This is a genomic window from Agromyces cavernae (genome assembly GCF_021044935.1).
Lineage (GTDB): Bacteria > Actinomycetota > Actinomycetes > Actinomycetales > Microbacteriaceae > Agromyces > Agromyces cavernae.
In genome coordinates this window covers 1,032,950-1,058,693 of record NZ_JAJNMP010000001.1, presented here as the reverse complement: position 1 = coordinate 1,058,693, position 25,744 = coordinate 1,032,950, and the positions used below count along the sequence as shown (strand labels likewise).

The following is a 25,744-nucleotide window of genomic DNA, read 5'->3' as shown; positions in this document are numbered from 1 at the left end:
GCCGTGGTCCCCTCACGGCCCGGGTCGTCGCGATGCGACGCATCAGATGCCCAGCATGACCGCCCGCCCGATCTCGCCGCCGACGATCAGCGCCACGCCGATCGCCGCTGCGGCGGCGAGCGCCAGCAGCGCGTTGGTCATCGTCCTCGTACGTCGCATCACCACTCCATCCCCTCATCACTGGTATGTCCGGCAGCGCTCGAAAGGTTCCCGATCCGCGGGAACCTTTTCGCCGCATCCGGACATACCCTTCTGACGGCCCGTCGCAACCCCGGCGCGCCCGCCCGACCCGAAGGGAATCCCGATGCACCTCCGCCATGCCACCGGCACCCTCGCAGCACTGCTGCTGACCGTCGCCGCCGCGCTCGCTCCCGCGGTGTCGGCGAACGCCGCCCCACGCGCCGAGTCCACCGCGACCGCACTGCTCGCGCACGCTGGGCCCGTCGAGGAGGAGCACTGCGCGCTCGACCTCGATGCCGCGGCGGCGGCCGCCGAATCCGGCGCCCCCGCCCCCGAACCCGTCTGCTTCTCGTCGATCCAGAACGTCGAGAGGTACCTCGACGACCTGTCGACCGCCGACGCCGGCTCCCGGTTCGCCGCCGCCGCCTCGATCGCCGTCGGCCGCATCTACAAGGACATCAACAAGGGCGGCTCGAGCCTGACCTTCTGGGGTTCGAACGGCTGCGCCGGCGCGACCTTCGGCTTCCCGTCGCTGTCGTCGAGCTGGAGCACCTCCGTGAGTTCGCTCACCGGGCTGAACGGCTGCTGGGCGACGGCGTACCTGCAGACGAGTTATACCGGCAGCCGGGTGAACTGCACGCCCTACTGCAGCAGCCTCGGCAGCTACAACGACCTCGTCAAGTCGCTCGTGTTCAGGCCGAGCGGCACGCTCGGCTAGTCGCCGCCGCCTTGGTTCGCGGGCTCGGCCAAGCCGAGCGCCGCGCAGATCGACTCGTTCGATGAGGGCACCACGGCGGCGGCTCCGTCGCTCATGACGCAGAGTTGCAGCTCGTCGGGCACCCGGCCCGGCGGGTTGCTCTGCGACATGGGATCGAAGTCGGGCTCGAAGAGGCCCTGCTCCCACATCAGCGTGCAGAGCTCGATCGGGTCGGGCGGCAGACCGCCCGGCTCCTGCGCCATCGTCGCGCCCGAGCCGGGATAGTCTCCGTCTGCGGTGCGCTTCGCCTCGCTCAGGCAGTGCACGTAGTCGCGCTGGGTGACCGGCTCGGGGCCCAGGAGCATCGTGCCGGCGGTGGCGGCGATCCCGATCGTCAGTACGCCGAGCCCACCCCAGCCGATCACGCGGTTCCGGCGTCGGCGCGCACGCACGGACGGTTCGGCGCGGACGTGCTCGACGAGCATCGCACGGATCGCGGCGTCGCGTTCGGGACGGATCTCGGTCGGTGTCATCCGATCACCTCCAGGTCGTCGGCTGCCTGCGCGACCGGTGCCGATGTCGGGGCAGCAGGCCGATCAGCCGGCCACGGGGAGTCGCCGAGTTCCGCCTGCAGTTTGCGCCTCGCACGCGACAGACGCGACTTGACCGACCCGAGCGGTGCATCGAGCGCTGCGGCGGCGTCGGCGAGGGGCAACCCCTCGACGAGGCAGAGCTCGACCACCCGCCGCTCAGCGGGGGTGAGCCGCCGGAGCGCGTCGCGCAGCCTCGCCGACATGAGCTGCACGTCGAGGCGGTCGTCGATCTCCCGACTCGGGTCGACGGCGGGCTCGGCCGTCGGGATCGATGCCAGCAGCCGCCTGTGCCGTCGCATCGCGCGCTGGGAGTTGAGGGTCACATTCGTGGTCACGACGAGCAGCCACGGCAGGAGGGAGCCATCGACGAAGCGCACGTCCTTGCGGCGTCGCCATGCCTCGAGGAAGACGATCGCCACGATGTCCTCGGCGTCGGCGACGTCGAGGACCTGGGCGTAGGCGCGGCGTAAGATGCGCACGCGATACCGGTCGTAGACCACGCCGAACGAGGCCTCCGTGCCCGACGTCGCCTCGAGCCAGAGCGCCGCGTCGGTTCGCAGGTCTTCGCCCATGGTCGGCCCAGCCTAACCGGGCGGCCCGCCGATCGCGGATTCGCCGGAATGGTCATGTACTGATATGTCCGGATGGGCCGTCCGGGTTCCCGATCGATCGGCCGGCCTCGATTTCGCGGCTGCGGCGGACTGGCTTAGTCTCAGGGGCATGAGCACCGAAGTCGTTGCCGAAGTCGTCGTCCGTCCCATCCGCGACTCCGATGTGGAGGCGTTGGGCCGCGTGCATGCCACGTGCTGGCACGAGACCTACGACCACCTGATCAGCGCCGCCGCGTTCGAGCACCTCTCCCCGCGCCGCATGGCCGAGCTCTGGACCCACATGGCCGCGCGTGGTGAGGAGTACAACCAGTTCGCCGCCCTCGTCGACGGCGAGATCGTGGGATTCGTCGGCTCCGGACCCGCACGCGACGAGAATCCGCCTCGCGAGCGCGAGCTCTACTTCATCTACCTGCTCGACGCCTACCACGGCACCGGCATCGGGCAGAAGCTCTTCGACGCCGCGTGCGGCGACCGTCCCGGCTACCTCTGGGTGGCGAAGGACAACCCGCGCGCGCACCGCTTCTACGCCCGCAACGGCTTCGTCGCCGACGGCGCCGAACAGCACGTGCCCTTCCTCGGCGAGGAGATCCACGAGGTTCGCCTGGTGCGCTGAGCGCGTGTCGCCGGTCGAGTAGCGGAGCCTGCGTCGCTACTCGACCGATGTCAGGGCAGCGCGCCCACCGACGCGAGAGCCTGCTTCACGAGCGTGCCGCGCCCGCCCTCGAGCTCGGCGTCGACCGTGTCGGTCACCGCTTCCGCGGGGGTCATCCACGTCACCTCGAGCGCATCCTGGCGCGGTTCGCACGTGCCGGTGACCGGCACCACGAACGCGAGCGAGACGGCGTGCTGGCGTTCGTCGGTGAACGGCGAGATGCCCGGCAGCGGGAAGTACTCGGCCACCATGAATGGAACGGGGCTCGCCGGCAGCAGGGGGAACGCCATCGGCCCCAGGTCCTTCTCGAGGTGACGGAACAACGCGTCGCGCACGGTCTCGCCGTACATCACGCGGCCCGACACGATCGTGCGGGTCATCTCGCCGACGGCGTTCGCGCGCAGCAGCACCCCCACCTCGGTGACCTGGCCGAGCCCGTCGACCCGCACGGGCACGGCCTCGACATACAGCAGCGGCAGGCGCCCGCGCACCTCGGCGAGCTCGAGGTCGCTGAGCCATCCCGGGTTCGCCGGCGGCCGCACGACGGGCTCGTCGTCGGGATTCCAGTCGGGATCGGGGGTTCGCACGCTCATGACTCGATTCTGCCCCACCGCGATAGCGTTGACCCCATGACCGCCGTACAGATCGACGACGAGGCCGTGCTCTGGTCCGCCTCGGAGGCCGACCGGGCGGGACGCCCCCTGCTGGTGCTCCTGCACGGCTTCAACTCGAACGAAGGCGACCTGTTCGGGCTCACTCCGTATCTGCCGCTCGAGCCCGCGGTGGCCTCGTTGCGCGCCCCCACCTTCACCGGCTACGGGTATGCGTGGTTCCCGCTGCTCGCGCAGGGCCCCGAGCAGGCGCTCGAGGCCGCCGCCGCATCGACCGATGCGATCTTCGAGTGGCTCGACCGCGCCGTGCCCGAACACTCGACGATCGGCTTGCTCGGCTTCTCGCAGGGCGGGGCGATGGCGATCGAGCTCCTGCGGCGCGACCCCGACCGGTTCGCGTTCGCGGTGAGCCTCTCGGGCTTCGCGTTGCCCGGCGAGCGCCCGGGCGACGCACGGATGGCGCAGCTCGCACCGCCCGTGTTCTGGGGGCGCGGAACCGTCGACGGGGTCATCGCCGAGACATCCATCTCGCACACGATCGAGTGGCTGCCGACGCACGCCGACCTCGACCAGCGCACCTACGAGGGTCTCGCGCACTCGATCGCCGAGATCGAGCTGAGCGACGCGGCGGCGTTCATCGCGAAGCACCTCGCCGCCGACGGCCGTCCGACCACACCGCCGGCCGAGTAGCGCGAAGCGCGTACGCCGCCGGCCGAGTAGCGCGAAGCGCGTACGCCGCCGGCCGAGGAGGGCGAAGCGCGAGGCCTCAGATCCCCGCGCCGCCCCCGCCGCCGCCCGACTCGCGGCCGCGAGCGGCGCGCTCCTTGTCGCGCTCGGCGACGCGTACCTTCTCGGCGCGAACGGCGGCCTGCGTCGCACGCTCCTGCACGAGCCAGGCCGGCGGTGCGGCGAGGAGCGCCTTGATCTCGGCGGTCGTGAGCGGTTCGTCGATGCCGGCGCGGGCGAGCCCCGAGTTCGAGACGCCGAGCTTCGCGGCCACGACCGTGCGCGGGTGCGGCCCCTCGCGACGCAGCACCTGCAGCCACTCGGGCGGGTCGGCCTGGAGGGAGTTGAGCTCGTCACGTGTGACGACACCCGACCGGAACTCCGCGGGCGCGGCCTCGAGCAGGATGCCGAGCTTCTTGGCGGCGGTTTCGGGCTTCATCGACTGGGACTGGCTCACCCTCACACCGTAGCCGATACCCTCGGAGGTGCCGCCGATCGGCGGCACTGACGACCTTGGGGGGACCGTGCCGCTGAGGCTCCGCTACGTCGCGGGGGTGAACCCCGCGAAGTGGTTGCGCGCGTGGGGCGAACGACGCGCCGACCTGCCGCTCGAGGCCGCGCGCGTCGAGCAGCACGAGCAGGCCGACGGGATCGCGACCGGCGACGTCGACCTCGCATTCGTGCGACTCCCGATCGAGACCGAGGGCCTGAACGTCGTTCCGCTGTGGGAGGAGACCCCTGTCGCCGTCCTGCCCCGCGAGCACCCGCTCGCCGACCGGGCGGCGCTCACGGTCGCCGACCTGCACGGCGAGCCGCTCGCGCCGGTTCAACCCGACGCTGCGATGACGGTCGAGCTCGTCGCCGCCGGCACCGGCTACGCAGTGCTGCCGCACGGGGTCGCGCGGCTGCACCACCGCAAGGACGTGGTCGCGATTCCGCTGTCGGATGCCCCGACCACGCGCATCGCGCTGGTGTGGCGCGTCGAGCGCGACGATGACGACATCCAGGAGTTCGTGGCAGTCGTGCGTGGGCGCACGGCGCGCAGCTCGCGGGGAGCGACCGACGAGGCGCCGGCTGCGAACCCCAAGGCCACCCGGGCCGCGAAGCGCGCGACCGCGCAGCGCACGACCGCGCAGCAGGCCGCCGCGAAACGTGCGAGCCGCGCTCGCTCGCGTCGGAGGGGCCGATGAGCGCGAGACCCTTCCTCTTCATCTCGGCGCGGCCCGAGGTCGAGGCCGTCGGCCCCGAGTACGAATCCGTGCGGCGGGCGAGCGGACTCGACGCCGCGCGGCTCGAACACCTGCGCCTCGACATCGACCCGCTCGACACGGTCGAGCCCGCCGCGTTCGCCGGCATCGTCGTGGGCGGCAGCCCGTACAACGTGACGACCGCCGAGGACCGCAAGCACCCCGTGCAGCGTCGCGTCGAGGCCGAGCTCGCACAACTGGCCGAGCGCGCGCTCGATGCCGACCTCCCACTGCTCTTCACGTGCTACGGCATCGGCGTGCTGACGCTGGTGCTCGGTGGCACGGTCGGCACGCTGCACGGTGAAGATACCGCCGCGGTCGAGATCACGCTGACGCCCGAGGGTCGCAACGACCCCCTCGTCGGGATGCTGCCCGATCGGTTCGACGCGCTCGTCGGCCATAAGGAGGCCACCGACCGCCTCCCCGACGGCGCCGTGCTGCTCGCCTCGTCGGCAGCCTGTCCCGTGCAGATCTATCGCGCGGGCGCGCACGTGTACGCCACGCAGTTCCACCCCGAGGTGTCGACCACGGACTTCATCGCCCGTGCCGAGGTGTACCGGCACCACGGATACTTTCCGGCGAGCGAGCTTCGCGAGGTCAGCGAACGTCTCGCCGCGGCATCCGTCACCGAACCGCAACGACTGCTGCGCCGGTTCGTCGAACTCGCCGACGCGTGACGCGACGCGACGATGCGTCGCGTCACGCGCTGACGATCAGGCGCTCTTGCTCCGGCTTCCGCGGGTGATGAGACCCCAGATCAGCAGCACGATGATGGCGCCGGCGATCGCCAGGAGCCAGGTGCCGAGATCCCAGAACTCGGTGAGTCCGCGACCGAAGATGAGGCCGCCGATCCAGCCCCCGAGCATGGCGCCCACGACGCCGAGCAGCAGGGTGACGAACCACCCGCCCGCCTGCTTGCCAGGCAGGATGAGCTTTGCGATGGCGCCGGCGATGAGGCCGAGGATCAGAAACGCGAGGAAACCCATCATTGCTCCTTCGTTCAGGTAGCAGAACTCAAGCACTCTGAGTGAGCGCTGGCAAGTACCTGCGAGCGTGTCGGCGACGCGGTCGGCACCGGGCGTCACGCCGCGCTCGGCGCCGGCAACGGGTAGACACGGCGCAGCAGCATCCGCTGGCCGAGCGTCCACGCGACCGTGACGAGCAGGTAGAGGCCCGCCGCGAGCGGCACGAACACCGCGATGACGGCGGTGATGAACTGCGCCAGGCCCAGGAGCCGCACCGCGGTCGGGTTCTCGAACGGCGAAGCGGGTGCCCCGGCGCGGGAGCCGGTCGTGGCGGCCGGCGCGACGGTCGCCTGCGGCCGGAACACGCGGCGCGTCACCTCGCCGACCGCGGCGATCATCACGACGACGGCGCCGAAGACGAGCAGCACGTCGGGCGTGACGGTGCCTGCAACGATCGAGCCGGCGAGGCTCGACCCCAGCGGCACGCCGAAGAGCGTGTGCGTGAGCAGGTCGTTCGGGTGCCCCGCGATCGTGGGCAGGATGAAGAGCGCGTAGATGATGCCGACGACCGGTGCCTGGATGAGCATCGGCAGGCACCCGGCGAGCGGAGTGGTGCCTTCGGACTGGTACAGCGACATCATCTCCCGCTGCAGGCGGTCGGGATTCTTCTGGTGCTTGCGCTGCAGTGCGGCGAGCTGTGGCGCGAGCCGCGCGCGGGTGCGCTCGGCCTTCGCCTGCGAGACGCCGACGGGGATGAGGGCGGCGCGCACGAGCAGCGTGACGAGCACGACGGCGGCCGCCGCGCTCGTGACGCCGACGAGCGGTTCGAGCAGGTCGGCGAGACCCATGAGCACGGCGTGGGCGCCGTCGAGGACTGCGGCGATGGGCGGGAAGGCGTAGAGGTCCATGGGGTGAGGTGTTCCTTGCGTCGAGGGATGCGGGATCCGTCTGGCCGCGAGGGGAGATGCGTCGACCGACGAGCCTCCGCGACGGGAGGCATCGATGACGGTCGGATGTCGCTACGCGGCCGGGATGCCGCGGCCCGGCGCCCTCGGGCGGGGGCGCCCCGGCGCGTCGGGGTCGCTCTGCGCGAGCAGTCGCCACGGATCTGCCGTCTGGCGGAACCGGGTCGAGGCGTCGCTGGAATCGGCGGCGACGAGGGCGGGAAGCGCACGGCAGGTGGTCACGATGACCGCGACGGCGGCCGCGCCCACGACGCCCAGCAGGAGCACGGCGAGGTGCGCGTTCGACGCCACCGCGAGTTCGAACGATGCCTGGGTGAAGCGGAGGAACTCGGTGACGAGTTCGATCACGCGATCACCTCCGACGTCTGGCGGCGCCGTGCGGCTGCCTGCGTCAACGGTAACACCCCGACTCGCCGCGATGGCGCGGGGCACCCGCCTCGCTCGACGCACGACTGCGCCGGGTCAGTCCTCGAGGAGCCGTTCGAACAGCACGTGGTCCTGCCACTCCCCCGCGATGCGCAGGTAGCGTCTGGCGAGACCGAATCGCTCGAAGCCGTTGCGTTCGAGCACGACCTGCGAGGCGCGATTGTGCACGAGGGTGCCGGCCTGTACACGGTGCAGGCCGAGACCGCGGGCCGCGTGCACGGCGACGCCGACGGCGGTCGTGGCGAGCCCCCGGCCGGTGTATCGGACGTCGACCCAGTAGCCGAGGTTGGCATTGAGGAACACACCGCGCACGATGTCCGAGAGGTTCACGCGTCCGACGATCTCATCGCCGTCGACGATGACCAGGGGCAGGGCGCTGCCGGCCTCGAGCCGCTGCAGTGCGGCCTCGACCTCGCTCTCCTGCCACTCAGCGGTGAAGAACGTGGCCGTGCGGGACGGCTCCCACGGCGCGAGATGCTCGCGATTGCGCAGGTACGCCTCGGCGAGCGCCGCGCCGTCGCCCCTGGCGAGCTCGCGCACGACGAGGCCGCCGTCGAGCTCCACGGGTCGCTGCATTCCGCGATCCTTCCACGAAACGAAGAACCCCGCGATCGGCATGATCGCGGGGTTCTGGTGGCGGTACCGGTGGGATTTGAACCCACGGTGCGCTTTCACGCACACAACTTTTCGAGAGTTGCACCTTCGGCCGCTCGGACACGGTACCGAGGACGATCTTAGACGACGACGCCCAGACCACCAAAACGAGCGGATGTCCCCGCCCCCGTTCAGCGGACTTTCAGCGAGCTCTCATAGCTTCGGCGTCGTGGTGCAGTCGAGGCGAATCGCTCGGGTGGTCGTGGTCCTGCTGGCGGTGGCCGCACTCGGCGCCGTCGGCGTCGCCGCATGGCGACGCTTCCGAGCACGGCTCACGGCGAACTCGCTCGTGCTGAACGAGACGCTGCCAGTGCACTCGAAGTGGTGGCGCGACCACGCGAAGGAGAAGGGCGACCTGCTCTACGTCGCCATCGGCGACAGCGCGGCGCAGGGCATCGGCGCGAGCCTCCCGAACCGCAGTTATGTCGGAGTGCTCGCCGATGAGATCCGCGCGGTGACCGGACGAACGCTGCGGGTCGTCAACCTCAGCGTCTCGGGGGCGACGGTCGAGCTCGCGGTGCGCGACCAGCTCCCGCGCTTCGTGAAGCTCGAGCCCGACATCGTCACGGTCGCGATCGGGGCGAACGACATCGCGTTGTGGGATCCGGTGGCATTCGAGCGCGGCATCCGCGAGATCTTCGCCGCGCTGCCGTCCCACGCACTCGTGGCCGACCTGCCCTACTTCTACTTCCCGAGGAACGAGCGCAAGGTCGCGGTGGCCAACGGCATCGTGCGGCGCGTGGCGGCCGAACACGGGCTGACCGTCGTGCCGCTGCACGCCGAGACGAAGCACCAGGGCATCCCCGGCATCCTGACCCAGTTCGCGATCGACCTGTTCCATCCGAACGACCACGGCTATCGGGTGTGGGCGAACGCGTTCGCCCCGTCGCTCGCCGCCCAGCTCGTCGAGCGCTTCGAGACCCCCGAGGTCGTGCGGTAGCCGTCGAGGTCGTCACAGCGGCACGGCGGCGATCGGATGTCGCAGGCCGCGTCTAGGCTCGGGACATGGCCCGCCCCACCTCCACGTTCCGCTGCACCGAGTGCGGGTGGAGCACCGTCAAATGGGTCGGCCGCTGCAGCGAATGCCAGCAGTGGGGCACCGTTGTCGACGTCGCCGAAGCCACCGGCATCGTGCGCGCGGTGCAGGCCGTGCAGCTCGGCGAGTCGCGCACGGCGCGGCCGATCATCGAGGTCGAAACCGCCGACGCGGCGCACCGCCCGACCGGCATCGGCGAGTTCGATCGAGTGCTCGGCGGCGGCGTCGTCGCGGGCGCGGCGATCCTGCTCTCCGGTGAGCCAGGGGTCGGCAAGTCGACGCTGCTGCTCGAGGTCGCGGCGAAGGCCGCGGCGACCGGGCGGCGGGTGCTCTACGTCACGGCCGAAGAGTCGACGGCGCAGGTGCGCCTGCGCGCCGGGCGCACGGGCGCACTGCACCCCGAGCTCTACCTCGCGGCCGAGACCGATCTCGCGACGATCCTGGGGCAGGTCGACGCGGTCTCGCCCGACCTGCTCATCGTCGACTCAGTGCAGACGGTCGCATCATCGCTCAGCGACGGGCTGCCCGGCCAGCCGAGCCAGGTACGCGAGGTCGCATCCACGCTCATCCGCATCGCGAAAGAACGCCAGCTGCCGCTCCTGCTCGTCGGTCACGTCACCAAAGACGGCACGATCGCGGGCCCGCGCCTGCTCGAGCACCTCGTCGACGTGGTGTGCCAGTTCGAGGGCGACCGGCAGAACGCGCTGCGCTTCGTGCGCGCGCTGAAGAACCGGTTCGGCCCCACCGACGAGGTCGGCTGCTTCGAGATGACGGGCGACGGCATCGCCGAGGTCGCCGACCCGTCGGGCCTGTTCCGCTCGAGCGGCCGCACCGCGGTGAGCGGCACCTGTGTCACGGTCGCACTCGAGGGCCGGCGCGCCCTGGCCGTCGAGGTGCAGGCACTCGTCGTCTCGACCACCGCGCCGCAGCCCCGTCGCATCGTCAACGGTGTCGACCCCTCGCGCGTTGCCATGATCATCGCGGTGCTCGAGCGCCGCGCCGCGTTCAAGGGGCTCGGTGCCCACGACGTGTACGTCTCGACCGTCGGCGGGGTGCGCCTCGCCGAGCCCGGCGCCGACCTCGCCATCGCCGTCGCCATCGCCTCCGCCGTGCGCGACACCGCCGTGCCGCACGAACTCGCCGCGTTCGGCGAGATCAGCCTGGCCGGCGAAGTGCGCCCCGTGAGCGCGGCAAAGCAGCGCGCAGCGGAGGCCAGTCGCCTCGGCTACACGACGATCCTCGACGTCGAGGTCGGCACCGTGCGGGCCGCGGTCTCACGGGCGATGCTCAGCGCGGCAGAGCTGCGAGGCAGCGCGCGCGAGCGCGAGCTCGACGCGGCGTTCTGAGATCGCCCACTCCGACGTCGACTCGGCCGAATCCCGGCGCTACGCCTCGAGCGCGCGCAGCAGCTCCCCTGGTGGGGCCTGCATGGGGTGGGGCCCCGCGATGTCGAGGAACACCGTCGTGATGGTCGACTCGTGGTGCTTCAGGAACGTGCGCAGCCACGCGGGGTCGTGCAGCCCGACCGACTGGGGCAGATTGGGCGGCATGTTCGCCGCGTCGCTGAAGAGCAGCAGTGCGACCTCGCCCGTCTTCGGGTCGCGGTATGTCCACACCTCGCCGTCGAGCGGCCGGTCACGGGGTGCGGGCTTCATGAGCGGAACCACCGTGTTGCCGTGTCGCAGCGCAAGCGCGACCGCGGCGATGTCCTGTCGTTCGAGCGCCTCAGCGAGCGCCTGCGACCGGAACTCCACCGGCGCGGGCGCCGCCTTCTTGCGTGACTTGCCTGCCATGCCTCAAGGCTAGCGACCTGAGCCTCCGCGGTCGGCTCGGACGGTCGGGATCCCGCGCGCAAGCCGGGTCGCGACATCCGAGACCGTGCTCAGTAGAGCAGGAACTGCTTCTTCTCGGCCGATTCGAATCCGTCGACCGAGACCGAGAGGTGATACGACGCTCCGCCGGCCGGAACCGCCTCGCGCGGCCCTTCGCACGTCTCGGGCGTCGACCGCGTGCGGTCCCAGACGATCGGCGCACTCGAACTGATGGGCGTGCCCGGCTTGAGCGAGACCTCGGCGTCGATCGGGTCGACCTGGCAGTCGGTCGACGACCAGTAGACCTCGGTTCCGCTCGTGATCGTGAAGAGTTGCGCCTTGGTGCCGGCGTTCAGCACGCAGATGTTCTTGCCCGTGTTGGTGATGGTGACGGACAGTTGCGGCTGCTCCCCCGCCTCGTACGACGACTGGTCGGTCACGGCCTCGACCGTGATCTTCTCGGGCGCGCACGGGTCGCCGTCGACCGCGACCGGTTCGGTCGGGATGGTCGTGGCTTCGGGCTCCGCCGGTGCGGTCGGCGTGTTGTCGGGCGGAGGACCCGAGTCGTCGCCCTGACTGGCGCCCGGGCGCACGATGATGAGCACGACCGCCACGATCACGGCGATGAGTCCGAGCAGTACGACGAGCCGACGCCGACGGTACACCTGCGGCGATTGACGCCCGGCCGGTGGTGGGTTCGTCGACATGCACACAGGGTATGGCCGCGGGTGCGCCGCGAGCGGCAGCCGAACGGCGCGCCGGGTGAGCGCTCAGATGAGCTTCAGCATGCGGGTGTTGCCGAGCGTGTTCTGCTTGACCCGCGCGAGGTCGAGGAACTCGGCGACACCCTCATCGTGCGAGCGCACGAGCTCGGCGTACACGTCGGGATCGACGGTCTCGTGACCCATGTCCTCGAAGCCGTGGCGGGTGAAGAACGGGACCTCGAAGGTGAGGCAGAACAGGCGGCTCAGGCCGAGTTCGCGGGCCTCGGCCTCGAGTGTCGCGAGCAGGGCGTGCCCCACCCCGTGTCCGAGCCACGCGTCGGCGACGGCGAGGGTGCGCACCTCGCCGAGGTCCTCCCAGAGCACGTGCAGGGCACCCGCGCCGATGACCTCGCCGTCGGCCGACTCCGCGATGCGGAACTCCTGCACCGCCCCGTAGAGGTCGACGCGCTCCTTGCCGAGCAGGATGCGTCGGGCGACGAGCGGCTCCACCAGCGCGAGGATCTTCGGCACATCGCTCGTACGCGCGCGGCGCACCGTGAAGTCGGTCATCCGCCCATCGTATTGCCGACGATGCCGTCGGCCTCCGCCGTCGAGGGTTTCCGTTTCCACCCGACGTTCCCTGCCCGGCGGAAACACCGGGCGGAAACGGAAACCCTCGGCGCAGATGGTCGGCGGGGGGACGACGAAGGGCGGATGCCGCAGCATCCGCCCTTCGGTCTCTTCGTGCTACTGGCCCGAGGCCGCGAGGTCGGGCGTGGCGGGCCCGGTGCCGATCGCGGCGTTCGTGTTGACGCCGACCGCCACGGGCAGCGCCCGCTGGGTCGTGGTGAACACGAACTCGCCGTCCTTGAAGTCGACGTGCACGTGGTCGCCCGAGTTGAGCTCGCCGTGCAGGATCTTCTCGCTCAGGCGGTCTTCGACCTCGTGCTGCACCGCGCGGCGCAGCGGCCGGGCGCCGAGTGCGGGGTCGAACCCGACCTCGATGAGGCGCTCCTTGGCGGGGACGGTGAGCTCGACGGTCATGTCGCGGTCGAGCATGCGCTCACTGAGCCGCTTGATGAACAGGTCGACGATCTGCAGCAGTTCGGGCTTCGACAGCTGCGGGAACACGATGATCTCGTCGACGCGGTTCAGGAACTCGGGCTTGAAGTGCTTCTTGAGCTCTTCGTTGACCTTGCCGCGCATGAGGTCGTAGCCGGTGCGCGGGTCGCCCTCGATCTGGAATCCGACGGGACCCGCCGAGATGTCCTTCGTGCCGAGGTTGGTCGTCATGATGATGACGGTGTTCTTGAAGTCGACGACTCGGCCCTGACCGTCGGTGAGGCGGCCCTCCTCGAGAATCTGCAGCAGCGAGTTGAAGATGTCGGGGTGCGCCTTCTCGATCTCGTCGAAGAGCACGACGCTGAACGGCTTGCGGCGCACCTTCTCGGTGAGCTGGCCGCCCTCTTCGAAGCCGACGAAGCCGGGAGGGGCGCCGAACAGCCGCGAGACGGTGTGCTTCTCGCCGTACTCCGACATGTCGAGCGAGATCATCGCCGCCTCGTCGTCGAAGAGGAACTCGGCGAGCGCCTTGGCGAGCTCGGTCTTGCCGACGCCCGTGGGCCCGGCGAAGATGAACGAGCCCGACGGGCGCTTCGGGTCCTTCAGGCCCGCGCGGGTGCGCCGGATGGTCTTGGCGAGGGCCGAGATGGCCTCCTCCTGGCCGATGACGCGCTCGTGCAGCGCCTTCTCCATGAAGACGAGTCGCGAGCTCTCCTCTTCGGTGAGCTTGAACACGGGGATGCCGGTGGCCTGTGCGAGCACCTCGGCGATCAGGCCCTCGTCGACGACCGCGGTGGTCTTGACGTCGCCCGACTTCCACTGCTTCTCGAGACGCAGGCGCTCACCGAGCAGGTTCTTCTCCTCGTCGCGCAGCGACGCGGCCTTCTCGAAGTCCTGCTCTTCGATCGCCGTCTCTTTCGCGGCGCGCACGACGGCGATCTTCTCGTCGAACTCGCGCAGCTCGGGCGGCGACGAGAGGATCGAGAGGCGAAGGCGCGCGCCGGCCTCGTCGATCAGGTCGATCGCCTTGTCGGGGAGGAACCGGTCGCTGATGTAGCGGTCGGCGAGGTTCGCCGCGGCGACGATGGCGCCGTCGGTGATGGAGACCTTGTGGTGCGCCTCGTAGCGGTCGCGCAGCCCCTTGAGGATGTTGATCGCGTGGGGCAGCGAGGGCTCGGCGACCTGGATCGGCTGGAAGCGACGCTCGAGCGCGGCGTCCTTCTCGAAGTGCTTGCGGTACTCGTCGAGCGTCGTCGCACCGATGGTCTGCAGCTCGCCGCGGGCGAGCAGCGGCTTCAGGATCGACGCAGCATCGATCGCGCCCTCGGCGGCACCCGCACCGACGAGGGTGTGTATCTCGTCGATGAAGACGATGATGTCGCCGCGGGTGCGGATCTCTTTCGTGACCTTCTTCAGACGCTCTTCGAAGTCGCCGCGGTAGCGGGAACCGGCGATGAGCGAGCCGAGGTCGAGCGAGTAGAGCTGCTTGTCCTTCAGGGTTTCGGGCACCTCGCCCTTGACGATCGCCTGCGCGAGGCCCTCGACGACGGCGGTCTTGCCGACTCCGGGCTCGCCGATGAGCACTGGGTTGTTCTTGGAGCGACGCGAGAGGATCTGCATGACCCGCTCGATCTCCTTCTCGCGACCGATCACGGGGTCGAGCTTCGACTCGCGTGCGGCCTGCGTGAGGTTGCGGCCGAACTGGTCGAGGATCTGCGAACCGCCCTGCGGCTGCTGCTGGTCGTTGGCGCCGACCTGCACCTGCTCTTTGCCCTGGTAGCCCGAGAGCAGCTGGATGACCTGCTGGCGCACGCGGTTGAGGTCGGCCCCGAGCTTGACGAGCACCTGCGCGGCGACGCCCTCGCCCTCGCGGATCAGGCCGAGGAGGATGTGCTCGGTGCCGATGTAGTTGTGACCCAGCTGCAGCGCCTCGCGAAGCGAGAGCTCGAGCACCTTCTTGGCGCGCGGCGTGAAGGGGATGTGACCGGTGGGCTGCTGCTGGCCCTGGCCGATGATGTCCTGCACCTGCTCGCGCACCGCGTCGAGCGAGATGCCGAGCGATTCGAGCGCCTTGGCGGCGACGCCTTCACCCTCGTGGATGAGACCGAGCAGGATGTGCTCGGTGCCGATGTAGTTGTGGTTCAGCATCTTGGCCTCTTCTTGGGCCAGGACGACGACACGACGGGCTCGGTCGGTGAATCTCTCGAACATGCTCTACTCCTCACGACCCCCGCTGGGTAGGGGGCGCCGATATATCGAGCGTAAACACTCCGGATGCCGCGTGGGCGGGTGTTCGCCGTGGGCGCACCGCTGCGGCCGTGTGTGACACGGCGATCAGCGGGCCGGATGTCGCGACCTCGACGATCCGCAGTTGACAGCGGCTCGGGACATCCGTAGCTTATCGTTTATCGTTGTTATCGATTATCGTTAGGATCCGGCTGATGCACACGACCACGCACACGACTCCCGGCCACTCGATCAAGCGCGCCGATGCGGTGAGCCTCTGGGTGTTCATGGCCGCGGGGGCGGCCATCGCACTCTGGGTCACTTGGTCGGCCGTCGCGCGCATCATCGAGGTGCTGCCCAATCGCGACGTCGCCGTGCTCGCCCCGTTCGCCGGCACCCCGGCAGAAGCGCCGATCGGCACCGACGGCGCGCCCGTCACCGTCGAGCTCGAGCAGGCCGTGCTCACGGTGCCCGAACTTCCGATCGCCTCGGTGTGGGCGATCGTCATCCAGCAGGCGGTGCTCGTGCTGGCGGTCGTGGCGGTCGTCACCGCCCTCATCTGGCTCAGCCGCAACGTCGCACGCGGTGTCGTCTTCTGCCGAACGAACACCGTGCTGGTCTCCACCGCCGGCATCGTCGCACTGCTCGCATACTTCGCGGTGCCGTTCTTCGGCAACATGGCGTCGAACGGTGCCTTCGCGGTGCTCAGCGAGCACACGTTCAACAACGTCATCATGACGCTCGACCCGTTCGCGCTCGTGCTCGCGGCGTTCGTGGTCGCTCTGATGAGCACGGTCTTCGCGATCGGCGAGCGCCTGCAGCGCGACACCGAAGGGCTCGTCTGATGGCGCCGGCCGAGCCCGACGAAGCCACCGACGTGCACTGCCGGCTCGACGAACTGCTCGAGGCGCGCGGCCTGACGCTGACACGCCTCGCCGAACTCGTCGGCGTGAGCGTTGTGAACCTCAGCGTGCTGAAGAACGACCGGGCACGGGCCATCCGCTTCTCGACCCTGCAGGCGATCTGCGAGACGCTCGACTGCGAGATCGGCGAGCTGCTGGTGCTGCGGCGTGGCGCGCCGAACCCGGCTACTTGATCGGGACCTCGACCTCGGTGCCCATGACCTCGACGAACAGCGGCTCGGTGGTCGTGACGTCGTACGGCGTCCAGAAGAGGGTGGTGTGCGGCACGAAATCGGCCGTGCACACCTGGTCGGCCGGGTACTCCTTGAGGCTGATCGCGACGCGATTGCCCTCGCCCGCCGGTTCGAGCACGCGGATGTCGGTTCCGACCACCGGGCACGACGAACTGCCCGAGATCGTGAGGGCGAGCTGCCCGCCGTCGGCCCACCAGACGACCAGCGGCTCGTCGTTCGGCTCCATCGGGTCGACGGCCTCTTCGGCCCCTTCGCCTTCGGAGCCCGGGACGCCGGCCTCATCGGGGCCCGTGCCGGCGCCCACATCGACGACGGGCGCCTCTTCGGGCACCGGTCGACCCGGGAAGTCCTCGGCCGCACCGCTCGGCGGCGTGCACGCCGACAGGAGGAACAGCGATGAGATGGCCACTGCGATGAGGCCGGCACGGCGAAGACGCACGGAGGGAGCCATGCCGCCATGCTAGCGGGCGACGGTGCCGAAATGGGGGTAACGGAACGGAACGAATCCCGCGCCGCTGCCGGCTCGCCGCGCGCGGGTAGCATGCCGAGCATGAGCAATCTCGAGAAGGAGCCGCTCGAACTCGTGTGCCCACCCGATGCGACGCGCACCTTGGCCGTGCAGGTGCTGACGCCCCGCGAGGTTCCGCTCGGCGGCCCCCGCGCCATGAACGTGCGGCGCACGCTCCCCCAGCGCGGCCGAACGACCATCGGCGCCTGGTGCTTCGCCGACCACTACGGCCCCGACGACGTCGCCGCGACGGGCGGCATGGTCGTGCCGCCCCACCCGCACACCGGGCTGCAGACCGTGAGCTGGCTCTTCGAGGGCGAGATCGAGCACCGCGACTCGACCGGCAGCCACGAGCTCGTGCGCCCCGGCGAGGTCAACCTGATGACCGCGGGGCGAGGCATCTCGCACTCCGAGGTGTCGACACCCGAGACCGCCCGGCTGCACGGGGTGCAACTCTGGGTCGCGTTGCCCGACGCCTCGCGCAACGTGCTCCCGTTCTTCGAACACGCCGAGACCACCCCGATCGCGATCGACGACGCCACCGTGCGCGTGTTCGCCGGATCGCTGCCCGGCGCAGGTCACGACCCCGACCACGGGTCATCCGTCGCCGTCTTCTCGCCCCTCGTCGGAGCACAGGTCGAGCTGCCTGCCGGCGGCGAGGCGTGGATCGACCTCGATCCCGCATTCGAGCACGGCGTGCTCGTCGACCGCGGTCCGGTGCGCGTGACGATCGCGGCGCTCGACGACGAGGCCGACGACGGCACCGGCGGCGCCGACCCGCTCGCCGTCGCCGGGCACGCCGAAACGCTCGAATGGAGCGAGCTGGGGTACCTCCCCGCAGGGCATGAGGGCGTGCGCCTCACGGCTGCGGATGCCCCGGTGCGGGTGCTGCTCCTCGGCGGCGAGCCGTTCGGCGAGGAGATCGTGATGTGGTGGAACTTCATCGGCCGCAATCATGAAGAGGTCGCGGAGTTCCGTCGGCAGTGGCAGGCCGACGTCATCGGCCGCGACAACCCCGACGGCAGGTTCGGCACCGTCGGCGGCTACGACGGTGCCGCGCTGCCGGCGCCCGAGCTGCCGACCGTTCGGCTGAAGCCGCGGCATTGACGGCGAACGGCGCCGGACCGGGTCGACCGGTCCGACGCCGTTCACGGTATCGGCGCTCTGGCGCTCTAGGGTGCAGGAACCTCCGCACCCTCGGTTCCGGCCCAGAACAGGCCGCGCGCGAGCTGGCTGAAGCCGCCCACCGGGTGGGTGCGGAAGTTCAGCGAAGTACCGAACATCAGCACCTTCGAACCCGCCGCCGACTCGGCCGAGACGACCGATGCGTGACCCGCGGCGTCGGCGATCGTCCGACCGGGCTGCGTCGATGCCCAGTGCCCCGAGATGAAGGGGTCATCGGTCGCGTAGGTCTGTTCGACCACGGCGTTCGAGCCGAGGCCCGAGTACCAGACCGCGGGGTACACGAACGCGGTGTCCTGCGGGTACGTCGACAGCAGGCCGCCGTCGGCGTCGGTCACCGAGACGATCCCGTTCGAGCCGCTCGTGCCCTGCGTCGCCGTCGAGGTGACGAGGCCGAACGCGTTCGAGAAGGCCGCGATCGCCGTGCCCTTGCCCGCGACGCCCTTGCCCGTCGCGAGGTAGTCGGCGACCTCGGTGCGGCCCGCGGCCTGGCTGGCGTTGAACGCGAGGTTCGCGCCGACCCAGAGCACGTCGACATCGTCGAGCTGCACCTGGCCGCTCGTGAGGTTCGCGGTCGTCACCTGCACGATGTCGTCGAAGCCGAGCTTGCCGAGGGTCACCCGCTCGTCCTGGCTGCCCGAGTACGCGACCCGGAGCTCGTCGAGCCCCGTGCTCTCCTCGGTGGCCAGGCGCGAGCCGTCGGAGGCCGTGAACGCGACCCCGAACTCGTCGGCCGCTGCAGCCGCCGCCGCGTACGACGTCGAATCGTCGCCGACGATGACCGAGCCGTCCTCGAACGCCGACACCGCGACCCCGGCGTCGAGCAGGGCGTTGACCGCCTGGTACTCGGCGACCCCGCTCGTGGCGAGCTCGAGGTACGAGCCGGCCGCCGGCACGGAGCCGGTCGGTGCGGCCTCGGCGACGGGCACGAGGTCGACGTCGAGTGCCGGATCGGTCGTCGACCCGACCTCCTCGACATCGGCGCCCCAGAGCAGCGCGAGGCTCCACGCCGAGATGTCGTACATGTCGGGCACCCGGTCCGAGATGTCCGAGCCGTCGGCGAGCAGCACATTCGCCATGCCGCGCAGCGGCTGGTGCATGTCGACCACGTACGAACCCTCGGCGTACTCGACGCCGTCGGCGGTGAACGCGGTCTTCGCGCGCGACACCTCGACGCCGTTCGCGATGAGCTGGTCGACGAGGGTCGCCGCATCGGTCACCGAACGCTGGGTCTCGTCGACCGGGATCACGTAGGCACGCGGGAGCTCGGCGGTGTAGACGTCGGTCTCGTCCCAGATCTCGGCCCACTGGTTCGGCTCGGGCACGCTCGCCGGGTCGACGTCGGCCGGGATGGTCACGAGCGGCTCGCCCGCCGTGCCGCGACGGAAGATCTCGATCTGGTTCGCGAGCAGCGCGTCGGCGTTCTCGGCCACGTAGTCGACCGACGTCTCGATCACGACGCCGGCGACCTCGATGTTGACCTTCGCGTTGGCCTGGTTGGTCGCCTGGTTGTTCGTGCGACCGAGCGGCAGCTCGACCGTGTTCGTGACGGCGCCCTGGTAGGCCAGATACTGCGGCGTGAAGATCGGGGGCCAGTCGTCCCAGCCCGCCCGCACGTCGCGGTAGGGGATCTTGATCTTGCCGGTGTTCTCGAGCGTGGCGCTCCCGTCGGGGGCGAGGTACGTGTTGCCCGGGATGTTCGCGCCGACGACGGCCTGCTCGATCTCGAGCGCAGCGGCGTACGCGTGCGGCAGGAACAGGTCGTACTCGTAGTTCTCGCCGTGGGGCGGGCCGCAGGGCTCGACCTGCAGCACGCTCGTGTAGCCGTGCAGGTCGACGTAGAACGTGGGCTGGATGACGCTCGAGAGGTCGCGGATGATGCGGGCCTCGTTGGTCGCGCCGGTGATCATGTCGCGGTTGGCGTCGAAGCCCGCGGCGGTCGCACGCTGGCCCAGCGCCCGGCCGTCGGGGTTGTTCGTCACCGTGAAGTACAGGCGGTAGTCCTGCAGGACGTCGCGCACCTCTGGCCACGGCGCCGTGGCGAGGTGCTCGATGTAGTTCAGCACCGCGTCGGTGCCCTCCCACTCATTGCCGTGGATGTTCGAGTTGAACCACACCGGAACCTTGTACTGGTTCTGCAGGGGCTTGTTCTTCGCCGCCGCGGCCGGGTCGGACTTGATGAGCTCACGCCACGCGGCCTGCTTGGCGGTCTGCGCCTTCGTCTCCTTGGCTGTCAGCGTGACGAGGTGGATGTCGCGACCGAGCGTCGACTGCCCCACGACCTGCGCCGAGATGCGGTCGCTCTGCGCCATCAGCGTGTTGAGGAACGGCGCAATCTCGTCGTAGGGCATGACGCCCCGCGCGATCGAGGCGTCGGTCGGGTCGTCGGGCACCGTCGGCAGGAGGGGCTGCGACGGATAGCTCGTGGGCGGCGCCACGAGGGATGAGATCGGCGTGGCGATCGGCGAGGCCGCGAGGCGCTCGAGCGCGGTCGCCGGCGCCGCGCCGACGACGAGTGTGGCGGCGGTGACCGCCGCCACACTCGCTCCGGCGAGGAGTCGTTGGAACGACATGGTGCTCCGTTTCGTTCGTGTTCGGAAGGTGGAACGGGCACGACCGCCGCCGCGGGTGTGCGGGGCGGGCGCAGCCGTTGACGCAGATCTGAGGGAATCCTGCGCCAGCTGGCGGTATCCCTCACTCTTCCAGTCGAGTGAAGCGTTTTCCAGAGCGATCTGTTGCGTTCATGTGAAGAACCATGCGCATTCATGCAGATCGACGAGCGAACCCGTCGCCCGCGACATCCGCTCGCTACTGCAACGCCGAGGTGAGCCGCGCGAGGTTGTCGAGCACCGTCGAGCGCAGCGGCTGCCGCATCCACTCGTCGAGGGTCAGCTCGCGGCTGTCGCGACGGTAGTCGTCTTCGACCGCCCGCATCTCGCGCACGAACGACTGCCCGCGCACGAGCAGCGAGACCTCCATGTTGAGCTCGAACGAGCGGATGTCCATGTTGCTCGAGCCGATGACCGCGACGTCGTCGTCGATCGTGAAGTGCTTCGAATGCAGGATGTACGGTGCCTGGTACAGGTAGATCCGCACGCCCGCGCGCAGCAGCACCTCGTAGTACGAGCGCTGAGCGTGGTACACGAGGGCCTGGTCGCCGAGCTCCGAGACGAACAGCTCGACGTGGACGCCACGCTGCGTCGCCCCGCTGATCGCGCGCAGCATCGCCTCGTCGGGCACGAAGTACGGGCTCGTGAGGATGATCCGCTCGCGTGCCGCGTACATCAGCGCGAGGAACAGCTTCAGGTTGTTCTCGTTCGTGTACCCCGGACCGCTCGGCACGACCTGGCAGTCGAGATCCTGCGCCTCGCCCTCCTGGCCGAGCGGCACGATCTCGCGAAGCGGCGCCTCACCCGTCTCGAGGTACCAGTCGGTGGCGAAGATCGCCTCGAGTCCCGAGACGATCGGCCCCTCGACACGCGCCACGAGCTCCTTCCACTTCAGGCCGCGACGGATGTTCGACCGCTTGTTATAGGACCGGTCGATGATGTTCTGCGATCCCAGGAAGCCGACCTCGCCGTCGACCACGAGGATCTTCCGGTGGTTGCGCAGGTCGGGCCGCTGGTAGCGCCCCTTCAAGGGCTGCACCGGGAGCATGAGCTGCCAGCGCACGCCCATCGCGTCGAGCCGCCTGAGCGTCTTGCGGTATCCCTTCACCCGCAGCGAAGCGATGTGGTCGAGGAGCACCCGCACCTCGACGCCACGCGCGACCGCATCGCCGAGCGCGTCGAAGAAGGGGGCCGTCGTTCGGTCGTACGCGAAGATGTAGAACTCGACGTGCACGTACCGCTCGGCGCTGCGGATCGCCTCGGTCATCGCGTCGAGCGAGCCCTGGTAGTCGCCGATCAGGCCGGCGCTGTTCGAGCCGATGAGCGGCATGGCCCCGAGCGTGCGGTTCAGCCGCACGACGCCGTCGAACCAGGCCGGCCAGATGCTGCTGTCGCTCACGCGTTCGATGCCGTGGGTGGACTCGCGGATGTACTCGTCGACCTCGGCCTGCTTCTCGCGCCGCCGTTTCGGCAGCTTCGGGTTGCCGATGAGCAGGAAGAACAGGCCGCCGAGCACCGGGAAGAAGAAGATGGCGAGCAACCACGCCATGCCCGCCGTCGGGCGGCGGTTGCGCGGCACGACGATCACCGCGATCACGCGGATGACGATGTCGATGACGATGATCGCCGCTGCGACGACGGCCGTGACCTGGGTCGTCGTGATGTCGATCGTCATCCGGCGGGGGGTTCCGTCACCCGGCCGGGTGCTCGCGTGCGAGCTTCGCGCGCTCCTCAGCCTCGATGCGCGAGTAGGCCTTGCGCTCGTTGCGGTCGGCCCGGAGGATCGCGTGCATCACGAACCAGAAGATGAGGCCGATGAGCACGGTCGGCGCGAGCGACCAGATCGCATTCGCCCAGAAATCGTTCATAGTCCCCTCAGGATACGGGGCTTTGCTCGGAATCTCCCATCCGCGCCGCCGCGCGGCCGCGCCGCCGCGCGGCCGCGCCGCCGCGCCCCAACACCCGCCCCCTCACCCCACCCCCGACCCCGCTCCACCCCCCCGCCCCACCCCCCGCCCCGAAAACAGGAAGACGCGCCGCGACGGCGCCGAAAACAGGAACGAGCGGATGTCCCACCGCGGCGTTTCCTGTTTTCAGTGCGGCATTGGGCGACCCGAGGCGAGTAGGGCCCGGATCACCTCGACGCATTCCCCGAGATCGTCCATGATCTGACCGTGCCCGAAGCGATGCCACCGATATCCGCGGAGCACGAGAGCCGTATTGCGCCCGCGGTCGCGTACGGTCGCTTCATGGCCGTCGTGCCACTTCGAGCCATCGGCCTCGATCACGAGCCATCCGTCGACCAGGAGATCCACGCGACCCACGCCGGCGAGGCTCACTTGCGACTCGACGCGCCAGCCCTCCTTGACGATCGCGAGCCGGAGCAGCGTCTCGAGTCCTGATTCGGCCGCAGCATCGAGGCGGTTCCGAAGTCGACGGATTCGGCGCGGCATGCGCTGTATCAACTGCGTCAGTTCCGCCGGCGAGACCAGTCCCAGATGCAGCGCACTGTCGAGGGTCGCGGCGGCGTGCGACGCGTCGGTGATACGTGGCAGGAACTGCGCGAGGGCTTCCACAACTCCCACACGCCAGGTCGCATGTTCGCCATGGCCCGACTCCTCGAACTCACGCCAGACTCGATACTCCCTGCCGTTCAGCGGCAGCCTGCGACTTGCCGTTCGAGTCGTCGCGACGCACAAGCCGGTGTCGTGCGACACCCAGATGCCGTAGCTGCGCAACGCGCTCTCGCCGCCCAGCATGCCACGCAGCCGCAGCGCGCGAACACCCTCGGGGTTGGCGTCGGTATTCGAGACCCACGATCGAGTGAGCGCCAGGCAGCGGCGATCGTCGACCGCACTGCGGATTCCGCGCGCTGAGTGCCCCATCGCCCGCAGCTGCGTGCGGGTGGCGAAACCGCCGAGACGGCGAAGGTCGAACCCGAGATCGCGCATCCCACGATGCTGCGCGTCAGCGCTGCCGTGCCGCGCTATCGGTACCCGACTGTGGAGGACGACGCCCGCGCCTGCCCTGTGCAGGACGAGTCGCTCGTCACGAAAACAGGAAGCGGCTGCGACATCCGCCCGCTCGTTCCTGTTTTCGGGGCCGTCGCGGCGTGTCTTCCTGTTTTCGGGACGGGGTTGATGGTGGTGGTGGTGACGGTGGTGGTGGTGGTGGTGGTGATGGTGGAGGTGGTGCGCAGGTCAGCCGGCGGTGATGATGCCCCAGATGCCCGAGCCGAGCAGGTAGAGGCCGATCGCGCCGACGATGATCCAGATCGCGAGGCGCGTGTTCGACGGGCGCTTCGGGTCGGGGTCGGGCTCGAGTTCCTTCTTGGGGAGGTAGTCGTTCATGTTCGTTCCGATCGTGGTCTCGATACGCGCTTCGCGCTACTCGACCGACGTCTGCTTGACCAGCGGGAAGAGGATGGTCTCGCGGATGCCGAGGCCCGTGAGCGCCATGAGCAGGCGGTCGATGCCCATGCCCATTCCCCCCGACGGCGGCATGCCGAACTCGAGGGCGCGCAGGAACTCCTCGTCGAGCCGCATGGCCTCGGGGTCGCCGCCGGCGGCGAGCTTCGCCTGCTCGACGAAGCGCTCGCGCTGCACGACCGGGTCGACGAGCTCGGAGTACCCGGTGGCGAGCTCGAAGCCGCGCACGTAGAGGTCCCACTTCTCGACGACGCCGGGGATCGAGCGGTGCCCGCGCACGAGGGGCGACGTGTCGAGCGGGAAGTCCATGACGAAGGTCGGCCGCTCGAGGCCGCCCTTCACGTGGTGCTCCCAGAGCTCTTCGACGTACTTGCCGGGCAGCGGGTGGTCGATCTCGATGCCCTCGGCGGCGGCGAGTTCCTCGAGCCGCGACATGGGCGTCGACGCGGTGATCTGCTCGCCGACGGCCTCGGAGAGCGAGTCGTACATCGAGATGCGCGCCCATTGACCGCCGAGGTCGAACTCGGTGCCGTCGGCCCACGTCACCACGTGCCCGCCGGAGACGGCGATCGCCGCGTCTTGGATGAGCTGCTGCGTGAGGTCGGCGATCGTGTTGTAGTCGCCATACGCCTGGTAGGCCTCGAGCATCGCGAACTCGGGGCTGTGCGTCGAGTCGGCGCCCTCGTTGCGGAAGTTGCGGTTGATCTCGTACACCCGCTCGATGCCGCCGACCACGGCGCGCTTGAGGTAGAGCTCGGGCGCGATGCGCAGGTAGAGGTCGGTGTCGAACGCGTTCGAGTTCGTCACGAACGGGCGCGCCGACGCGCCGCCGTGCATGACCTGCAGCATCGGCGTCTCGACCTCGATGAAGCCGAGCGAGTCGAACGTGCGGCGCAGGCTCGCATTGACCTTGGCCCGGTCGATGACGTTGCGGCGGGCCTGCTCGCGCGCGATGAGGTCGAGGTATCGCTGGCGCACGCGCGTCTCATCGCTGAGCTCGTTGTGCAGGTTCGGCAGCGGGAGGATCGCCTTCGACGCGATGCGCCACTCCTTCACCATGATCGACAGCTCGCCGCGACGGCTCGTGATGACCTCGCCCGACACGAACACGTGGTCACCGAGGTCGACGAACTCCTTCCAGTCGGCCAGCGACTGCTCGCCCACCTCGGCGAGCGACACCATCGCCTGGATGCGGCTGCCGTCGCCCGACTGCAGCGTGGCGAAGCAGAGCTTGCCCGTGTTGCGCGAGAACACGACCCGGCCGGCGAGCCCGACCTGCTCGCCGCTGGCCTCGTCGACGCCGAGGCCGATGAACCGGTCGCGCACCTCGGGGATCGTCGCCGTGATGGGCAGGCGAACCGGGTAGGCGCCGAGTGCGAGGTCGTCGGATGCCGCGATCAGGCGCTCGCGCTTGGCGAGCCGCACCGCCTTCTGCTCGGAGACCTCGGCGGCCGCGGCCTGCGCGGCGGCGATCTCGTCGGCTGTGGGCTCGGGAGCGGCATCCGTCTGGGTCTGCGCCTCGTTCTGGGCCATCGTTCTCTCTCGTCGCGCGGAATCGGGCGTGCACCAGCCTACTTGCCGCCCGTCGGTCGAGTAGCGACGAAGGAGCGTATCGAGACCCGCCCGATTCGAGTGGTCTCGATTCGCTGCGCTACTCGACCGGCGGATGTCTCAGCCGAGCGAGACCGGCGGATG

At 69.8% G+C, this 25,744-nt stretch carries 29 protein-coding genes and 1 tRNA gene; 10 read left to right on the top strand and 20 right to left on the bottom strand.

Annotated features, from left to right (window positions below):
• Window positions 1–304 precede the first annotated feature (304 nt).
• The gene (locus tag LQ757_RS04870) at window positions 305–898 is read left to right on the top strand and encodes a hypothetical protein (protein WP_231046058.1); all 594 of its coding nucleotides are present in this window, start codon (window positions 305–307) and stop codon (window positions 896–898) included.
• Here the strand turns inward: LQ757_RS04870 and LQ757_RS04865 are convergent.
• On the bottom strand, window positions 895–1,410 hold the full coding sequence (locus LQ757_RS04865; protein WP_231046057.1) for a hypothetical protein: 516 nt from the start codon (window positions 1,408–1,410) through the stop codon (window positions 895–897). The two genes, LQ757_RS04870 and LQ757_RS04865, sit on opposite strands and share 4 nt — an antisense overlap.
• The gene (locus tag LQ757_RS04860; protein WP_231046056.1) at window positions 1,407–2,042 is read right to left on the bottom strand and encodes an RNA polymerase sigma factor; all 636 of its coding nucleotides are present in this window, start codon (window positions 2,040–2,042) and stop codon (window positions 1,407–1,409) included. Before LQ757_RS04860 ends, LQ757_RS04865 begins: the two co-directional genes overlap by 4 nt.
• Before the next feature lie 148 nt (window positions 2,043–2,190).
• On the opposite strand from LQ757_RS04860, the gene LQ757_RS04855 reads away from it, so the two are divergent.
• A complete protein-coding gene (locus LQ757_RS04855) occupies window positions 2,191–2,694 on the top strand; it encodes a GNAT family N-acetyltransferase (protein ID WP_231046055.1) in 504 nt (167 codons plus the stop codon).
• Window positions 2,695–2,744: 50 nt separating this feature from the next.
• Here LQ757_RS04855 and LQ757_RS04850 read toward each other — a convergent pair whose 3' ends face one another.
• Window positions 2,745–3,326, bottom strand: coding sequence for an NUDIX hydrolase family protein (locus LQ757_RS04850; RefSeq protein ID WP_231046054.1), 582 nt, complete (start codon window positions 3,324–3,326; stop codon window positions 2,745–2,747).
• 36 nt (window positions 3,327–3,362) lie between these two features.
• On the opposite strand from LQ757_RS04850, the gene LQ757_RS04845 reads away from it, so the two are divergent.
• Complete coding sequence (locus tag LQ757_RS04845; RefSeq protein WP_231046053.1) at window positions 3,363–4,034, top strand: alpha/beta hydrolase; 672 nt, start codon at window positions 3,363–3,365, stop codon at window positions 4,032–4,034.
• 76 nt (window positions 4,035–4,110) lie between these two features.
• Here the strand turns inward: LQ757_RS04845 and LQ757_RS04840 are convergent, their stop codons facing one another.
• The gene (locus LQ757_RS04840; protein WP_255681121.1) at window positions 4,111–4,509 is read right to left on the bottom strand and encodes a DUF5997 family protein; all 399 of its coding nucleotides are present in this window, start codon (window positions 4,507–4,509) and stop codon (window positions 4,111–4,113) included.
• Window positions 4,510–4,594: 85 nt separating this feature from the next.
• Here LQ757_RS04840 and LQ757_RS04835 point away from each other — a divergent pair, with 85 nt between their 5' ends.
• Complete coding sequence (locus LQ757_RS04835; protein ID WP_231046052.1) at window positions 4,595–5,260, top strand: LysR family transcriptional regulator substrate-binding protein; 666 nt, start codon at window positions 4,595–4,597, stop codon at window positions 5,258–5,260.
• Window positions 5,257–5,994, top strand: coding sequence for a glutamine amidotransferase (locus LQ757_RS04830; protein ID WP_231046051.1), 738 nt, complete (start codon window positions 5,257–5,259; stop codon window positions 5,992–5,994). Before LQ757_RS04835 ends, LQ757_RS04830 begins: the two co-directional genes overlap by 4 nt.
• A 36-nt stretch (window positions 5,995–6,030) precedes the next feature.
• Here the strand turns inward: LQ757_RS04830 and LQ757_RS04825 are convergent, their stop codons facing one another.
• The 5 genes from LQ757_RS04825 to LQ757_RS04805 form a co-directional block, all read right to left on the bottom strand.
• Window positions 6,031–6,303, bottom strand: coding sequence for a GlsB/YeaQ/YmgE family stress response membrane protein (locus LQ757_RS04825; protein ID WP_231046050.1), 273 nt, complete (start codon window positions 6,301–6,303; stop codon window positions 6,031–6,033).
• Between the two features lie 95 nt (window positions 6,304–6,398).
• Window positions 6,399–7,190, bottom strand: a complete 792-nt coding sequence (locus LQ757_RS04820) for a YidC/Oxa1 family membrane protein insertase (protein WP_231046049.1) — start codon at window positions 7,188–7,190, stop codon at window positions 6,399–6,401.
• Between the two features lie 111 nt (window positions 7,191–7,301).
• Window positions 7,302–7,595, bottom strand: a complete 294-nt coding sequence (locus tag LQ757_RS04815) for a DUF6412 domain-containing protein (protein ID WP_231046048.1) — start codon at window positions 7,593–7,595, stop codon at window positions 7,302–7,304.
• Between the two features lie 114 nt (window positions 7,596–7,709).
• Entirely contained in the window at window positions 7,710–8,249 is a 540-nt protein-coding gene (locus LQ757_RS04810) for a GNAT family N-acetyltransferase (RefSeq protein WP_231046047.1), read from the bottom strand.
• Window positions 8,250–8,307: 58 nt separating this feature from the next.
• A tRNA-Ser gene (locus LQ757_RS04805) sits at window positions 8,308–8,397 on the bottom strand.
• Window positions 8,398–8,496: 99 nt separating this feature from the next.
• On the opposite strand from LQ757_RS04805, the gene LQ757_RS04800 reads away from it, so the two are divergent.
• Window positions 8,497–9,267, top strand: a complete 771-nt coding sequence (locus LQ757_RS04800) for an SGNH/GDSL hydrolase family protein (protein WP_231046046.1) — start codon at window positions 8,497–8,499, stop codon at window positions 9,265–9,267.
• 65 nt (window positions 9,268–9,332) lie between these two features.
• Entirely contained in the window at window positions 9,333–10,709 is a 1,377-nt protein-coding gene (gene radA, locus LQ757_RS04795; protein ID WP_231046045.1) for a DNA repair protein RadA, read from the top strand.
• Window positions 10,710–10,748: 39 nt separating this feature from the next.
• Here radA and LQ757_RS04790 read toward each other — a convergent pair whose 3' ends face one another.
• The 4 genes from LQ757_RS04790 to LQ757_RS04775 all read right to left on the bottom strand — a co-directional run bounded on the left by LQ757_RS04790 (window position 10,749) and on the right by LQ757_RS04775 (window position 15,151).
• The gene (locus LQ757_RS04790; RefSeq protein WP_231046044.1) at window positions 10,749–11,156 is read right to left on the bottom strand and encodes an SseB family protein; all 408 of its coding nucleotides are present in this window, start codon (window positions 11,154–11,156) and stop codon (window positions 10,749–10,751) included.
• Window positions 11,157–11,245: 89 nt separating this feature from the next.
• Window positions 11,246–11,881, bottom strand: coding sequence for a hypothetical protein (locus LQ757_RS04785; RefSeq protein ID WP_231046043.1), 636 nt, complete (start codon window positions 11,879–11,881; stop codon window positions 11,246–11,248).
• A gap of 63 nt (window positions 11,882–11,944) precedes the next feature.
• On the bottom strand, window positions 11,945–12,448 hold the full coding sequence (locus tag LQ757_RS04780; protein WP_231046042.1) for an amino-acid N-acetyltransferase: 504 nt from the start codon (window positions 12,446–12,448) through the stop codon (window positions 11,945–11,947).
• Between the two features lie 177 nt (window positions 12,449–12,625).
• Window positions 12,626–15,151, bottom strand: a complete 2,526-nt coding sequence (locus tag LQ757_RS04775; protein ID WP_231046041.1) for an ATP-dependent Clp protease ATP-binding subunit — start codon at window positions 15,149–15,151, stop codon at window positions 12,626–12,628.
• Between the two features lie 230 nt (window positions 15,152–15,381).
• Between LQ757_RS04775 and LQ757_RS04770 the strand changes: the two genes are divergently transcribed.
• Both LQ757_RS04770 and LQ757_RS04765 read left to right on the top strand, forming a co-directional pair.
• Window positions 15,382–16,011, top strand: a complete 630-nt coding sequence (locus tag LQ757_RS04770; protein ID WP_231046040.1) for a hypothetical protein — start codon at window positions 15,382–15,384, stop codon at window positions 16,009–16,011.
• Complete coding sequence (locus tag LQ757_RS04765; RefSeq protein ID WP_231046039.1) at window positions 16,011–16,262, top strand: helix-turn-helix domain-containing protein; 252 nt, start codon at window positions 16,011–16,013, stop codon at window positions 16,260–16,262. Before LQ757_RS04770 ends, LQ757_RS04765 begins: the two co-directional genes overlap by 1 nt.
• On the opposite strand, the gene LQ757_RS04760 is transcribed toward LQ757_RS04765, so the two are convergent.
• Complete coding sequence (locus LQ757_RS04760; RefSeq protein WP_231046038.1) at window positions 16,255–16,773, bottom strand: hypothetical protein; 519 nt, start codon at window positions 16,771–16,773, stop codon at window positions 16,255–16,257. The genes LQ757_RS04765 and LQ757_RS04760 overlap by 8 nt on opposite strands.
• A gap of 99 nt (window positions 16,774–16,872) precedes the next feature.
• On the opposite strand from LQ757_RS04760, the gene LQ757_RS04755 reads away from it, so the two are divergent.
• Window positions 16,873–17,937 (top strand): pirin family protein, encoded by a 1,065-nt coding sequence (locus tag LQ757_RS04755; protein WP_231046037.1) that lies wholly within the window; start codon window positions 16,873–16,875, stop codon window positions 17,935–17,937.
• 65 nt (window positions 17,938–18,002) lie between these two features.
• Here the strand turns inward: LQ757_RS04755 and LQ757_RS04750 are convergent, their stop codons facing one another.
• The 6 genes from LQ757_RS04750 to lysS all read right to left on the bottom strand — a co-directional run bounded on the left by LQ757_RS04750 (window position 18,003) and on the right by lysS (window position 25,582).
• On the bottom strand, window positions 18,003–20,585 hold the full coding sequence (locus tag LQ757_RS04750; protein ID WP_231046036.1) for a M14 family zinc carboxypeptidase: 2,583 nt from the start codon (window positions 20,583–20,585) through the stop codon (window positions 18,003–18,005).
• A 235-nt stretch (window positions 20,586–20,820) separates the two neighbouring features.
• Complete coding sequence (gene cls / locus LQ757_RS04745) at window positions 20,821–22,296, bottom strand: cardiolipin synthase (RefSeq protein WP_231046035.1); 1,476 nt, start codon at window positions 22,294–22,296, stop codon at window positions 20,821–20,823.
• Window positions 22,297–22,312: 16 nt separating this feature from the next.
• Window positions 22,313–22,489, bottom strand: coding sequence for a hypothetical protein (locus LQ757_RS04740; RefSeq protein ID WP_231046034.1), 177 nt, complete (start codon window positions 22,487–22,489; stop codon window positions 22,313–22,315).
• Between the two features lie 225 nt (window positions 22,490–22,714).
• Window positions 22,715–23,572 (bottom strand): endonuclease domain-containing protein, encoded by an 858-nt coding sequence (locus LQ757_RS04735; RefSeq protein WP_231046033.1) that lies wholly within the window; start codon window positions 23,570–23,572, stop codon window positions 22,715–22,717.
• A 249-nt stretch (window positions 23,573–23,821) separates the two neighbouring features.
• Entirely contained in the window at window positions 23,822–23,971 is a 150-nt protein-coding gene (locus LQ757_RS04730; protein WP_231046032.1) for a hypothetical protein, read from the bottom strand.
• Between the two features lie 36 nt (window positions 23,972–24,007).
• Complete coding sequence (lysS, locus tag LQ757_RS04725) at window positions 24,008–25,582, bottom strand: lysine--tRNA ligase (protein ID WP_231046031.1); 1,575 nt, start codon at window positions 25,580–25,582, stop codon at window positions 24,008–24,010.
• Window positions 25,583–25,744: the final 162 nt, after the last annotated feature.

What these genes read in the sequence shown, in the direction of transcription:
- LQ757_RS04870 (WP_231046058.1), top strand. Translation starts at nt 305, where the DNA reads ATGCACCTCCGCCATGCCACCGGCACCCTCGCAGCACTGCTGCTGACC.
- LQ757_RS04865 (WP_231046057.1), bottom strand. Translation starts at nt 1,410, where the DNA reads ATGACACCGACCGAGATCCGTCCCGAACGCGACGCCGCGATCCGTGCG.
- LQ757_RS04860 (WP_231046056.1), bottom strand. Translation starts at nt 2,042, where the DNA reads ATGGGCGAAGACCTGCGAACCGACGCGGCGCTCTGGCTCGAGGCGACG.
- LQ757_RS04855 (WP_231046055.1), top strand. Translation starts at nt 2,191, where the DNA reads ATGAGCACCGAAGTCGTTGCCGAAGTCGTCGTCCGTCCCATCCGCGAC.
- LQ757_RS04850 (WP_231046054.1), bottom strand. Translation starts at nt 3,326, where the DNA reads ATGAGCGTGCGAACCCCCGATCCCGACTGGAATCCCGACGACGAGCCC.
- LQ757_RS04845 (WP_231046053.1), top strand. Translation starts at nt 3,363, where the DNA reads ATGACCGCCGTACAGATCGACGACGAGGCCGTGCTCTGGTCCGCCTCG.
- LQ757_RS04840 (WP_255681121.1), bottom strand. Translation starts at nt 4,509, where the DNA reads ATGAAGCCCGAAACCGCCGCCAAGAAGCTCGGCATCCTGCTCGAGGCC.
- LQ757_RS04830 (WP_231046051.1), top strand. Translation starts at nt 5,257, where the DNA reads ATGAGCGCGAGACCCTTCCTCTTCATCTCGGCGCGGCCCGAGGTCGAG.
- LQ757_RS04825 (WP_231046050.1), bottom strand. Translation starts at nt 6,303, where the DNA reads ATGGGTTTCCTCGCGTTTCTGATCCTCGGCCTCATCGCCGGCGCCATC.
- LQ757_RS04820 (WP_231046049.1), bottom strand. Translation starts at nt 7,190, where the DNA reads ATGGACCTCTACGCCTTCCCGCCCATCGCCGCAGTCCTCGACGGCGCC.
- LQ757_RS04810 (WP_231046047.1), bottom strand. Translation starts at nt 8,249, where the DNA reads ATGCAGCGACCCGTGGAGCTCGACGGCGGCCTCGTCGTGCGCGAGCTC.
- radA (WP_231046045.1), top strand. Translation starts at nt 9,333, where the DNA reads ATGGCCCGCCCCACCTCCACGTTCCGCTGCACCGAGTGCGGGTGGAGC.
- LQ757_RS04790 (WP_231046044.1), bottom strand. Translation starts at nt 11,156, where the DNA reads ATGGCAGGCAAGTCACGCAAGAAGGCGGCGCCCGCGCCGGTGGAGTTC.
- LQ757_RS04785 (WP_231046043.1), bottom strand. Translation starts at nt 11,881, where the DNA reads ATGTCGACGAACCCACCACCGGCCGGGCGTCAATCGCCGCAGGTGTAC.
- LQ757_RS04780 (WP_231046042.1), bottom strand. Translation starts at nt 12,448, where the DNA reads ATGACCGACTTCACGGTGCGCCGCGCGCGTACGAGCGATGTGCCGAAG.
- LQ757_RS04775 (WP_231046041.1), bottom strand. Translation starts at nt 15,151, where the DNA reads ATGTTCGAGAGATTCACCGACCGAGCCCGTCGTGTCGTCGTCCTGGCC.
- LQ757_RS04770 (WP_231046040.1), top strand. Translation starts at nt 15,382, where the DNA reads ATGCACACGACCACGCACACGACTCCCGGCCACTCGATCAAGCGCGCC.
- LQ757_RS04765 (WP_231046039.1), top strand. Translation starts at nt 16,011, where the DNA reads ATGGCGCCGGCCGAGCCCGACGAAGCCACCGACGTGCACTGCCGGCTC.
- LQ757_RS04760 (WP_231046038.1), bottom strand. Translation starts at nt 16,773, where the DNA reads ATGGCTCCCTCCGTGCGTCTTCGCCGTGCCGGCCTCATCGCAGTGGCC.
- LQ757_RS04755 (WP_231046037.1), top strand. Translation starts at nt 16,873, where the DNA reads ATGAGCAATCTCGAGAAGGAGCCGCTCGAACTCGTGTGCCCACCCGAT.
- LQ757_RS04750 (WP_231046036.1), bottom strand. Translation starts at nt 20,585, where the DNA reads ATGTCGTTCCAACGACTCCTCGCCGGAGCGAGTGTGGCGGCGGTCACC.
- cls (WP_231046035.1), bottom strand. Translation starts at nt 22,296, where the DNA reads ATGACGATCGACATCACGACGACCCAGGTCACGGCCGTCGTCGCAGCG.
- LQ757_RS04740 (WP_231046034.1), bottom strand. Translation starts at nt 22,489, where the DNA reads ATGAACGATTTCTGGGCGAATGCGATCTGGTCGCTCGCGCCGACCGTG.
- LQ757_RS04735 (WP_231046033.1), bottom strand. Translation starts at nt 23,572, where the DNA reads ATGCGCGATCTCGGGTTCGACCTTCGCCGTCTCGGCGGTTTCGCCACC.
- LQ757_RS04730 (WP_231046032.1), bottom strand. Translation starts at nt 23,971, where the DNA reads ATGAACGACTACCTCCCCAAGAAGGAACTCGAGCCCGACCCCGACCCG.
- lysS (WP_231046031.1), bottom strand. Translation starts at nt 25,582, where the DNA reads ATGGCCCAGAACGAGGCGCAGACCCAGACGGATGCCGCTCCCGAGCCC.